This is a genomic window from Eubacterium sp. 3_1_31, assembly GCF_964249515.1.
GTDB lineage: Bacteria > Bacillota_I > Bacilli_A > Erysipelotrichales > Erysipelotrichaceae > Longicatena > Longicatena caecimuris.
This window is the reverse complement of record NZ_CAXUBY010000033.1, coordinates 1-12,193: the sequence shown is the minus strand read 5'-3', so window position 1 is coordinate 12,193 and position 12,193 is coordinate 1. Positions and strand designations below refer to the sequence as shown.

Below are 12,193 nucleotides of genomic sequence, written 5' to 3'. Positions count from 1 at the left end.
AGAAGATAAAGCAAAGTATAAAAAAGACTTCTCACACGTGCAACTTGTCTAGAAGTCTTTTCATTACTATGTAATTAGGGTAAGATCATTTGGTCTTTTCAAAAAAGTTTTCTGTAGTAGTACTGATACAGGATCTACTTTTTGGAAATTTCCATTTAAATATTAGAAAGGTTAGCGTCATCCATTGCGGGAACAGAAAGCGTATAGCTATTATTACGCAAATCAATCGTAACTTCACAACCATTCGCAAAGCGCGTTTTTTGACACTTATAATCGTGATCTAAAAATTCATGTGAGACCATCTCTTCCTTGGCGACAAGTGTATGAAAAGCACTTACGATGGCAGAGCGCTCTTGTTTCTCTTGCTTGGTTAAGCTTTTATATTCGTTATCAAATACACCATCTGTATTAGGATAAGCACCATCCTTTTCTAAATACGGCGCACCGCCGTTTAATAAGGCATACAGCATGAGATCTTCGCCATCCAGGCAAACATCCATTGGCCAAGGCAATAAGACACAGTCATGATAAACTAAGTTAAACAAAGGAACGCCGATTCCAATGCGTTCTTCTTTAGGAGAATGCATCATAAAATGATAGGGTCCATAATGAGCAAAAATTTGATAAGGCAAGGCCCATTCATTGACCTCTTCACTACTGGTCAAAATATGCTTAGACAACAACCAGGCAAAGCAAGCATTGCGATATGCTAAGCATTCTCGACGTGTCATACGATGCATAGGATGAGCACATTCATCTGGTTCATTACAGGTGAAGACATCTAAATACACCGCATCCGGATAAATGCCATGAGCAAATAACGCTTCATAATTGCGTTTTACATAGGAGCTTGCCAGACTAGCACATAAGTAATCCTGTTCACCTCCGGCCCAATAGGCATGCGAAGGGATACTGCCGTCTGGTAATTGTACACTATTTTGTGGATCATATTCCTTTCCCAGATGGTAATGATCACGATATTGATCATGCAATCCGAATACATAATGCAGCTGTTTCATCTGTTGGCATAAGGCTTGCAAGCCATCCCAACCACCGGCTTTTTCACAGGGAGGCAATATGGAAGGATGCGCATTGTCATAGCCTTCTACGCCCCAGCCATCCAGATGCAGATATAATTTATTTACGCCAAGCTGCTTCCATTCGATCATTTCTTGTCGGCGTGTTGCAAAGGTTGTTAAGGATTCATAGCGATCCGGCTTTTTCGCATCATAAAAACGGGATTGTGGCTGGACATGTGTTTGTATGCCTTTATGCAGAAAACATGCGCCAATCAATTCATCAAGGGAAGGCTGTTGAATACTTTTTTCCTTTAATGTGACAAGTAAACCGCGAGCGATGGCATCCTTGCGATAGGCCTTTGCGATGGTGTTATGATCACAATGTTCATAGAACTGCATGCGTAAGCTGCGGCGATAGGACAACTTGCCAAGACTGCTCAGCCAGCGAATGGAAACATGCGTATAGGGACCATGTGCAGGATGCTGTATTTGATAAGCACTATCCCATGGTGTATCGTTGATAAGTAAATATCCCATGTTTTCTTTAATCTGCGAAAGCCAGGGCATATAAGCACTGCTGGAACAAAAGGCTCCATCAAAAGGTAACTGACATACTTCTTTCTTCCATGTATTTGGCAACAGTAAACCCTGTTGTAAAGGAAGCAGTGTATACCAATCCTTGCTTGCCTTATCAAATGTAAAAGGCATAGGCCAAAAAACTTCCGTTACTCCTTCATCCTTAATGGGAAGGAAGTGAAAGGTGATTTCGGATGATGAAGAAATAAGTATCAAGGTCTGAAAATGAAGATCTGTATTGAAAAAGCCCTGATAATCACTTAAAATACCTTTTGCTAAGCCTACTTGACAGTAAGAATGATGAATCTGTGTCGCTTGTGTAAAAGCAAACTTTTTCTGATGATATAAGAGATAAGGGGCTTGTTGAATGCTTTGCCAATGTTGATGTGGTAAAGCAATCGATATTTGTAAGGTATCTTCTTGTAAGGTAAGGGTGATGGTATGTGCCTGTAAGTTCATGTGTCCTCCTGCTATTTTCTTTTTCTGTGTTATGATACTATGAAATAGGAAAGTTTGCAATTTTTCCTTGAACAAGGAGAATATAATAATGCTATACTATAAGCAGAATGTAGAATTTAATTGCTAAGAAAGAACAGGAGATCAAGATGAAAGTCTTATATGTGAGTGATTTGGATGGTACGTTGTTAAATGAAAACAGTTCGATCAGTGAACAGAGTTTATCTATTTTAAACACATTAATCAAAAAAGGGGTAGCATTTACGTTTGCCACGGCACGATCCTTACATTCAGCAGCCAAGGTCACAAAAGGCTTACAGCTGAAACTTCCACTAATTGTATATAATGGTGTATATGTATTGGATGCGAAGGATCACCATATCCTTGCACAGCAGGAATTTACAAAGCAACAGCTGGAACAAATTTTGCGAATTGGTGATGCCTACCGGCAGTATCCTTTTGTCTATGCGTATATCAATGGCGTAGAACGTGTATCCTATCTGCCGGACACTTTGCATCCCGGGGGTTGGCATTATCGAAACAGTCGTATGGATGATAAACGCTTTCGATCAATCGTATCCGCACAACAGCTGTTGGATGGGGATAGTTTCTATGTGACCTTCATCAATGACAAAGAAGCCTTACAACCTATTTACGAACAGCTATGTGCCTTAGATACATTTACTATTACTTTTCAAAGAGAACTAGGCAGAGAAGAATATTGGCTGGAAGTGATGCCGGCGACCGCTAGTAAAGCGAATGCTATTTTAAAATTAAAGGAACTTGGTGGCTTTGATCATGTGGTCTGCTTTGGTGATGCCATAAATGATTTGCCGATGTTTCAGGTTGCAGATGAAGCTTATGCCGTTGACAATGCTATTGAGGAACTGAAACAACAAAGCGATGGTGTCATAGGCAGCAATGAGGAGGATGGCGTCGCAAGATGGATGCAAGAGCATGCCCTTTGTGTAGAGTCATAAGGATATGTGCTATAATAGGGAATAGAAAATGGGAGGAATGACGATGATCAAATTGATCGCATGTGATTTAGATGAAACGCTGTTAAACAGCGATAAGAAAATATCCGAGAAAAATCGGATAGCAATACAACGGGCAAAGGATGAATATGGTGTACTCTTTGTACCTGCTACCGGACGCGGTTATACTTGTATTGATGATGTGTTAGACACCTTAGCATTACGTGATCAAGAAGATGCCTATATCATCAGTAACAATGGTGGAATCCTATGCACTGCAAAAGATTATCAGAAGTTACAATTTCACGCATTGCCTTTTGCTTTGGCTTGTGAACTGTTTCAATTTGGTTATGAAGCTAATGTCTGTATTCAAGTGTTTACGGATAAAGATGTTTATGCCTTCCATTTAAATGAAGATGAAAAGAAGTGGCTGTTTATGTTTAAGCCGGATAGTATTATTTGTGAAGAGACATCGTTGGCGTTTTTAAAGGATACACCAATTGCGAAAATCTTATTTCAAAATACGGATATGACATATTTACAACAAATAGCAAAACAGATGAAACCCATTACAAAGGATAAAGTCAGTGTATCATATTCCAGTAATCGCTATTTAGAATTAAATGCCATTGGTGTTGATAAAGGATTGGGCTTGAGAGAATTAGCTGCACATCTGGGAATTGCTATCGAAGATACTATGGCAATCGGAGATAATCTGAATGATTATGCGATGTTGAAGGATGCTGGTGTGGCAGTTGCGGTGGCCAATGCCGTAGCAGAGATTCAAGCTATCAGTGATTATGTTACCAAGGCGAATTGTAATGAAGATGCTGTCGCAGAAGCAATTCAAAAATTTATCTTTGCATCATGAAAAGGAGGAAGATGTATGGAATCCAGTGAACGCAGAAAGCTTATTCTGACACATATTAAGCAAAGTGAAAAACCGGTTTCAGCTAGCGCGTTGGCAACACTTGCTCATGTATCGCGTCAGATCATCGTCGGTGATGTGGCTTTGCTTAGAGCAGCAGGGCATCATATCATAGCAACACCGCGTGGTTATGTATGTGATGTTAAAGAAGCCAGTGGCATTAGAAAGACGATTGCCGTAGATCATACGGCTGAACAGATGATGGATGAAATCTATACGATCATTGATTTAGGGGGAACACTAGTTGATGTAATTGTCGAACATCCGATTTATGGGCAATTATCCGGGCAGTTACATATTGCCTCTCGCTATGATGCTCAGCAGTTTTATAAAAATGTTTGTGAAAATAGGGCAAAACCATTATCAAATCTGACCAATGGTTTACATTTGCATACACTGCAATGTCCTAGTGAAGAAGTCTATACACGCATTATTCAGCGTTTGGATGAAAAAGGATTTTTATATAAACGATAGCTAATAAGACGCTTATGAGGAACAATTGCTTTTTATCAAAAAGGAAGAGAAAGGACAACGCGAATAAAAACTCGCGTTTTTTTTTGGCCTTTTTTACGCTTTTTATGATGTCATGTCGTATATACATATGCAAGGGGAGTTTGTAAGAAAGAGGTGTAAGGTATGAAAGAAGGGATGCGTTTAGCTAATAAGTATGAAATTTTAAAAGAAATCGGTAAAGGCGGTATGTCAATAGTGTACTTGGCTATGGATTTGCACATTCATAAGATGTGGGCAATTAAGGTGATGAAGAGAACTCATAGTTCTTCTTCCATCCTTATGCAGGCTTGGACAAAAGAAGCGGATCTATTAAAAGAACTTGATCATCCCGGTTTACCGCGCATTGTTGATATTGTTGAAACAAGTGAGGAAGTTTGCATCGTCATGGATTATATCGAAGGGGAAACGATGGAAACCATGATACGCGATTATGGACCACCGCCACAAGCTAGAATAATTGCATGGGGGGTGGCATTATGCGATATCTTAGCATATCTTCATCAACAGTCACCGCCCATTATTTATCGAGATCTAAAACCCGGTAATATTATGGTAAAACCAAAGGGAGAGCTGTGTCTGATTGATTTTGGAATTGCACGTCGTTATCAAATTAACAATGATCGAGATACAACCGTCTTAGGTACGCAAGGGTATGCTTCACCTGAACAGTTTTCTATTGACCAACAAAGTGATTGTCGCAGTGATATTTATTCTTTAGGGGCAACTTTATATCATATGGCCTGTGGACGTTCCCCTTTACATAAGGAGATGCAAGCTTTGCCAGATACAATCTCCAGCGGATTACAAAACATCATGCAAAAATGCATGGAATTAGAACCAAAAAATCGATATGCTTCGATTTTACAGGTGCAATATGCGCTCTCTCATATACAGGAATATGATACGCACTATCGTCATAAACAAAAGCTGCATTTGCGTTTAACGGGTATATGTCTTTTGTTTTGCATGCTGTGTTTTGGGGGTGGTGTTTGGGCAAATGCGTATGCTCATCTATTGCATGCGCAGGCATATGAAGGTTTGCTTGAAGCAGCTTTACAGGAAAAAAGGGAGGATAAACAAAAGCAGAAATTGTATCAGGCGGTGAAAGAGTTGCCACATCGTAAAGAAGCCTATATGCAGGTAGTAGCAATCTATGCACAGGATGGTTGTTTTACTTTCTTGGAAGAGGTTGATTTCAAACGAAACATACAGCCTTATATTTCTCATGAAGATGTTTTCTATGAAGAATTGTGTTTTCAGATTGGCAAGTTGTATTGGTATTATTACGAAACAAAACAGGAGGCACAACCATCTATATCACGTATGAAGGCAGCCTACTTTTGGTTTTCAAAGGTACATACACATGTGAAAACGCAGGCATATGCATTGGCGCAAGCATATGGCAATATTGCAAAATTTCATCAGACGATTACGCTGCGTATGGAAGAGGTGGAAGATGCCGGTATGTATCAAAGGTGTTATCAAGATATGGAACACCTGTATCAGCAGCATCAAATGAAAGCACCGGCAGAAATCGTCGAGTTGGAAAGTGATCGTATGTTTGTCTGTTTATTAGTGAATTATGCTAGAGGATTACATCGTGATGGCATCAGCGAAGAGAGGATGCTATTCAGAATGAAAACAATCAAGGAAGAGGTGATGCAATTAAATACTACCACACCTAAGACAAAAGCGCTGAAAGCAGAGATCTTACGAATGTGTGAAGAAGGGACGTCACGAATACATGTGGCATGTCAAAAGGAGAAACAGGATGGAACGATGGGAAAGACTGCATGATGGCTGTATGATGTTAGGCATCATGGGATGTCTGTTGTTTGTTTGGCTATGTCATCATTGGGCTGTGTATACGGCACTATCACAACTTAGTGGCTGGAAGATGAAACGACAGCTGTCCCAACAAAGGAAAAGGAAAAAGGAACAGGTTTATTGGCGAATGCCTAATCAGCAGACTTGGAAAAAAACACAAGATGAACATTATCATCAAGCGTTTATGAAACAAACGGACACATCAGACAAAGAGCAAAGACGTATATGTTTGGAAACGACGATGCTGACAAAGGATGAGCAAAAGTGCAATGCACTTGCGCAAACCTGTATTCTGCCAGTTGTACAAAAGGAAGATATAGAAGAAGGGAAAAGAGAAGAGCGTGAGGGTAAGGTATCCTTATGAAAAGAGTAAGTAAGAAAGGTGAAAATGTCATGAGAAAAAGGTATGGATGGTTGGTTATATTGGTAATGGGTATGGTAGTATGTGGTGCTACCTCATTTTTGAAGGCACATGAAGAAACTCCTTGTTTCACCATTCAGCTTTGGAAGAATTATGAAACAAAGGATCCAATCGTGAAGCAAAAGGTGACATTGCAATATGAAGAAGAGGAAACATTGCAGACCTTTACACAGCTAAGTAATGAGGATGGAAAGGTTGTTTTTCCTATCCATGATGCAGCAATGGAAAAAGGTATGGAAGTTTTGGTTTTTATCCATCATGATGAGCAAGAAGAAACAATGAACCGTTTTTCCATATGTTTACAAAAGGATAAGCTCGATTATGTATATCATAAGGAAAAGAATGTCTTACAGCTAAAAGATAAGCAAGCACCTATCATTACGAAGGCAGCCTTATCCACTTACCAATTTAGTAAAGATCCCATTCTTATTAGCCTAACGGCGATTGATGATAGCAATACTTCACAAGAGCTAACCTATGGTGAAAAAGGAGGCCCCTTCCAAAAAGAAGCGGTTTTTACAATCGTAAACAATGGACGCTATGTCTTTTATGCCAAGGATGAGCAAGGAAATCTCAGTGCACCTTATGAGGTGAAGGTCCAAAACATAGATACAACAATACCTACTCTTATCAGTGGGGAAAAGATAACCCTCTATGATCCTCATGGAGATGGCAGACGGCCCCACACGACTTTATTTCAAACATGTTTTGCGAAGGAGTTTGCAATACGCATTCCGATCATGGATGAGGGAAGTGGCATCGCAAAGGTGACATTGTTTAGTGATGGACTGCCAATTGAAAATGATTGTCTTAACTTTGCGCAGCATCCCCAGAAAGAAGATGCTGTATTTGTCGTACGACTGCCAAAGGAAATGGTAAAAGCGCAGGGGACAATTTCTTTTAGCTTGGAAGATGCCGTTGGCAATTGCAGTGATGTTATCCCAATTTCTAGAGAGAATTCTAATATAAAGGCTGCGCACAATGATATCCTGTTAGAAAAGCAGGCAATGCAGTTGCATATAAGTGCTGATCTTACGACTGCTCATCAATATGCGAATAAAGATGTGATATGGCTAGATCAACATGTCCCGATTACCATACAAGGAACAGATACACTCTCAGGAATTTATGAGGTGCGCATTTATACCAAACAACATCATCTTTTGAAGAAACAACAATGGGATGATGAACGCAAAGAGGAATTTCATATGAAGGTTAGCACTTCGGATATTCCTTTACAATATCGTAAAGACGGCGCCTGTTTCTTTTATGTAGAAGGAAGTGATCATGCGGGGAATATAAGCAAAACAAGTTATACGTGTTATGTAGATGATCAGCGCCCTACCATTGCCTTTTTTCGTTTACAGGGACAAACGCATAAGCCGGTAGCAAAAACACAATTAGAACTTTTTTATGAGGAGCCTTTATCGGTTTATGTGCAAGCACTGGATGGGGAAGCCAGCAGTGGTATTGCCTTTATTCAATGGTATACCATAGATGCTATGGGCGTAAAAAGTGACATACATAAGGATGTAACAGATGATCATGGAGGATTGTCAATACCACTAGATGATGGTTTTAGCGGCTGGCTGTATGCGATGACGCAAGATTATTGTCATCATTCTTCCAAAGCAAGCAATCACCAGGCGTATGTGCATAGCCAAGGAATTGTCATACGTCATCAGCTTAACCCACATCTTTCTTATCAGTTGCCCCATACCCCTTATCAAGATATAGAAGGCTTGCCTTTATATACAAAATCCGCGCCGATTACCATTCATTTGCGAATGCAGGATAAAGACAGTGGTATTCAAAAAGTGTCGTGGCGTTTGCTTGGCGATGAAGAAAACACGCATCAGCTCCTATGTGATTTACAGCCAAAACAGGCATATCAGATAGATCAAAAGCTGAAACAGGATGAACAAAGTTTTCATATTACCGGTGTCAATCATAATCTTATTACCTCTTTAGAAACAGATATCGCTGTCACATCCAAAGGTAATCATTCAACGTTGGAAGTCGTGCTGATGGATTGGCACAATCGCACAGATACAGTACACATTTCGTTTTGTAAGGATACAATGGCTCCTAATGTAAACCTGTTGTTTGAAGATCAGAAAGAGGAAGGTGCAGATAACGGTTATTTTACAAAGCGGACGGCGATCCTACAAATACAGGAACAAAACTTTATCGAAAAAGGTGTAGATCTTAACATACAAAAAGATCATAAGCAAATCCAAATGGATCTGCATTGGCAAAAAGTATCTAAGGATATTTATGAAGCAAGACTTTCTTTTCAAAAGGATGGAACCTATGCGCTTGCTTTACAGGCATATGATGCAGGAAAACTGGCATCAAAAAAGCAACACACCATCTTCACGATTGACACCAAACCACCTCTAGTAACCATTGATCGTTTGGATAGTGGAAATACAAAAGGATTTTTTCATCAGCCTCAACGGATTACCATTCAGGTGGATGAGACACATTTTGATGCGGCACGCATGAAGATAGACGGAGTCGCAAAACAGCAAGAAAGACTTCTGCAATTCCCTAAACCAACCCCATGGAAGAAAGGAAAAGATGGATATTTTACTCATTTGGATTTTGTCGTAGATGGCACTTATGAATTACAGGTGCAAGCAGAAGATAAAGCAGGGCAGAAAAGTGAAAGTATATCCATCTTGCCATTTACTATTGATACACAAAAACCTCAGATTGAAATCATGGGAGTTACCGCCAATACAGCTTACCAAGGTATGGTAAAGCCAGTAATTATCTGTCGCGATGCCGCTATTGACCGACATTTGGTATCTGTGTCATTGACTTGTGCCAATCAAACAAAGACTAAGCTGGCTTATCAGGTAAAAGAACAGGGAAAACAATTACGATATCAATTTTCCTCCATCCCCTTTCAGCGTACATTTGATGGTATTTATACAGTATCTGTAAAGGCAAAAGATCGTGCTGGAAATCAGAGTGAAAAAACACTGACATTCAGTGTGAATCGCTTTGGCTCTGTCTATGAGCTGCCAAAGGTTTCCAATGCTTATTATCGTCATCCATTTGCTATTGAAATAACAGAAAGCAATGTTACGCGCTTACTTGAACAACAGGTGTTTCTTAGTGTGAATGGCAGTGTGCAAAAGCTAAAGAAAGAAGAATATACGGTTGTGAAAAACAAAGGCAATTGGTATCAATATACGTATCATTTGCCTAAAAAGCTATTTCAAAAGAATGGCCGTTATCAAGTATATTTATTATCAAAGGATGCTGCGGGCAATGCAAATGATAATACGGCTTATACAAAACATGCCATCGTAAAGTTTATGATGGATCAAAATGCACCGCAAATTGATTTTATGAATCTTAATGCACATACACGCTATGATGCAAACAAGCGTAAGGTTCAGGTATTCATACGCGATAATATGCAGCTGAAGAAAGTGACAATTCTTGTAAATGGAAAAGCACTTGCGTATGAAAAGAAGGAAGATATGTATACGTTTATGCTTTATCAAAGTTCTTTGCCTCAGCAGGTGAATGTGTACGCAGAAGATGCTGCGGGAAATATACAAACTATTTCCTGTGAGGATATCACCATACTGCCCCATCCTTCTTATACGCTTCAAACACCAAATGGCCAACCTTATGGATATGTGTTCGCCGGCATCATTCTGGTTGGAAGTGTCGCATATATCTATAAGAGAAGAAAGCATGCACGATAAGACAAGTTCTTAAATTTGTGCTATACTTGAACGGTAAGAAGGGATATTTTGAAAAAGCAATCTTTGCTCACAAAGGAAGAGCGTAAACAACAGCTCTACGAAAAAAATAAACCACCCAAGCTTAGTATCTTGGAAGAGGTAGGAAATGCCATCACGCATGGGGCAGGCGCTTTATTTGCTCTTATCGCTATGGTGATGTTACTGATAAAGGCGGATACGATGAATAAATGCGTGGCTGCTTTGATTTATGGCATTAGTATGTTTCTTATGATGTTGATGAGCTGCCTATACCATTCTTTTAAGAGTGAATCAAAAGTGAAACATCTGTGGCGACGTTTTGATTACACCTCCATTTATTTATTGATCGGAGGAACCTTTGCGCCGATCTTACTTGTGTATCGCGGCGATGCGTTAGGAATTAGCTTTTTTATCATACAGTGGCTGCTCATCCTGTTTGGTATCATTATGATCCTTATTTTCGGACCCGGTAAGTGGCCGGCGTTACATTTTACGTTATATTTTGTGATTGGTTGGAGTGGTTTGGTGTTTCTGCCCGGTTTGTGGAAAGACAATCAAAACCTGCTTTGGATGATCTTAGGCGGTGGCATTGTGTATACCATTGGGATGATTCCTTTTGCGAAACATGGGAAAGGAAGTCATTTTATTTGGCATCTATTCGTGTTAGGCGGTGCCATCCTACACTGGTTGGGCATTTATTTGTTTCTATATTTATGAATCAGGCGATACGCAGTGTATCGTCTTTTTTCTTATGGTTGATGGATAAAAGCACCTTTTGGTGAAAAGAAGCAGGGATTGTCCTACATGTGCTATTGTATACTCTATGATTCCTCTTTATTGATAGCAAGTCGTATGGGTTAGGTATCGGCGTATGGAAATATGAGAGAGGTTTTCCTTTAGGATGTAAGAAAAAGCGAAAAAGACTTTGACAAATTAAACATCAGGAGTATAATAGTCATAACATGTGTCTTGACACATGTAAACAAGATTTGGGAGGAAATGAAAATGAGTCAAAGTAATAAAATTCATACAATGGTGTTATCGGCACTATTGATTGCCGTAGGTATTTTGATACCAATCATCTCACCAATTAAAGTCATTTTAGAGCCAATGTCTTTTACCCTGGCAAGCCATGTTGCAATCATGATTGCAATGTTTGTTTCACCATTTGTCGCTGTTGCTACCGCTTGTGGAACAACGTTAGGCTTTTTGCTGTATGGCTTTCCTATGCCGGTTGTTTTACGTGCTTTCAGTCATGTGGTATGGGCTTTCGCTGGTGCCTATTATTTAAAGAAGCATCCAGAAACCTTAAATAATGTTTGGAAGAGCCTGTTGTATATGTTGGGGGTAGCACTTCTTCACGGTATCTTTGAGGTTGCTATTGTATTGCCTATTTATGTTGGTGATCCTACGGTTGACTTTATGTATATGGTCATGGGATTAGTAGGGGTAGGAACCATTGTTCATAGTTGTGTGGATATGGTATTGAGCATTGCGGTTTGGAAGGTACTTATTAAAAACAGAAGCATTGCAGCTGTAGCAAATGTAAAGGAAGCAGATTTAAAATTTGGTAAAGAAAAAGCATTACAGACAACATCCAAAGCATAAACGTAAAATAAGATTTGTAAGCATATGTGCTAGCAAATCTTTTTCTTGTATGAGAAAACCCCCAGATAGTCTGGGGGTTCCGTAGAGCTTTAGCGATGAGCCTTTAAAAATAAAACTCCTTT

Annotated in this window: 9 protein-coding genes; 8 read left to right on the top strand and 1 reads right to left on the bottom strand. The window is 39.6% G+C overall.

Translation table 11 applies throughout. The features are described from left to right. Positions 1-155: 155 nt before the first annotated feature. Positions 156-2,054: a DUF5696 domain-containing protein gene (locus ACESSZ_RS12070; RefSeq protein WP_331866843.1), complete on the bottom strand. Its 1,899-nt coding sequence runs from the start codon at positions 2,052-2,054 to the stop codon at positions 156-158. Between the two features lie 146 nt (positions 2,055-2,200). On the opposite strand from ACESSZ_RS12070, the gene ACESSZ_RS12065 reads away from it, so the two are divergent. From ACESSZ_RS12065 to ACESSZ_RS12030, 8 genes are all read left to right on the top strand, one after another. Further along, positions 2,201-3,031, top strand: a complete 831-nt coding sequence (locus tag ACESSZ_RS12065) for a Cof-type HAD-IIB family hydrolase (protein WP_008686941.1) — start codon at positions 2,201-2,203, stop codon at positions 3,029-3,031. 43 nt (positions 3,032-3,074) lie between these two features. Further along, positions 3,075-3,899: an HAD family hydrolase gene (locus tag ACESSZ_RS12060; RefSeq protein ID WP_008686942.1), complete on the top strand. Its 825-nt coding sequence runs from the start codon at positions 3,075-3,077 to the stop codon at positions 3,897-3,899. Between the two features lie 15 nt (positions 3,900-3,914). Beyond that, positions 3,915-4,430 carry a transcription repressor NadR gene (locus ACESSZ_RS12055; RefSeq protein ID WP_008686944.1) on the top strand — a complete coding sequence of 172 codons (516 nt, stop codon included), beginning with the start codon at positions 3,915-3,917 and terminating at the stop codon, positions 4,428-4,430. 162 nt (positions 4,431-4,592) lie between these two features. After that, complete coding sequence (locus ACESSZ_RS12050; RefSeq protein ID WP_008686946.1) at positions 4,593-6,266, top strand: serine/threonine protein kinase; 1,674 nt, start codon at positions 4,593-4,595, stop codon at positions 6,264-6,266. Next, entirely contained in the window at positions 6,241-6,660 is a 420-nt protein-coding gene (locus tag ACESSZ_RS12045; RefSeq protein ID WP_008686948.1) for a hypothetical protein, read from the top strand. The genes ACESSZ_RS12050 and ACESSZ_RS12045 overlap by 26 nt, the downstream gene beginning before the upstream one ends. A gap of 29 nt (positions 6,661-6,689) precedes the next feature. Beyond that, positions 6,690-10,445 (top strand): Ig-like domain-containing protein, encoded by a 3,756-nt coding sequence (locus ACESSZ_RS12040; protein ID WP_226896760.1) that lies wholly within the window; start codon positions 6,690-6,692, stop codon positions 10,443-10,445. Positions 10,446-10,493: 48 nt separating this feature from the next. Further along, on the top strand, positions 10,494-11,180 hold the full coding sequence (gene trhA, locus ACESSZ_RS12035; RefSeq protein WP_008686952.1) for a PAQR family membrane homeostasis protein TrhA: 687 nt from the start codon (positions 10,494-10,496) through the stop codon (positions 11,178-11,180). A 288-nt stretch (positions 11,181-11,468) separates the two neighbouring features. Continuing rightward, entirely contained in the window at positions 11,469-12,071 is a 603-nt protein-coding gene (locus ACESSZ_RS12030; protein WP_008686953.1) for a hypothetical protein, read from the top strand. Positions 12,072-12,193 lie beyond the last annotated feature (122 nt).

Coding starts and splice junctions, on each gene's coding strand:
- ACESSZ_RS12050 (WP_008686946.1), top strand. CDS start 4,593: ATGAAAGAAGGGATGCGTTTAGCTAATAAGTATGAAATTTTAAAAGAA.
- ACESSZ_RS12045 (WP_008686948.1), top strand. CDS start 6,241: ATGGAACGATGGGAAAGACTGCATGATGGCTGTATGATGTTAGGCATC.
- ACESSZ_RS12055 (WP_008686944.1), top strand. CDS start 3,915: ATGGAATCCAGTGAACGCAGAAAGCTTATTCTGACACATATTAAGCAA.
- ACESSZ_RS12040 (WP_226896760.1), top strand. CDS start 6,690: ATGAGAAAAAGGTATGGATGGTTGGTTATATTGGTAATGGGTATGGTA.
- ACESSZ_RS12065 (WP_008686941.1), top strand. CDS start 2,201: ATGAAAGTCTTATATGTGAGTGATTTGGATGGTACGTTGTTAAATGAA.
- ACESSZ_RS12030 (WP_008686953.1), top strand. CDS start 11,469: ATGAGTCAAAGTAATAAAATTCATACAATGGTGTTATCGGCACTATTG.
- ACESSZ_RS12070 (WP_331866843.1), bottom strand. CDS start 2,054: ATGAACTTACAGGCACATACCATCACCCTTACCTTACAAGAAGATACC.
- ACESSZ_RS12060 (WP_008686942.1), top strand. CDS start 3,075: ATGATCAAATTGATCGCATGTGATTTAGATGAAACGCTGTTAAACAGC.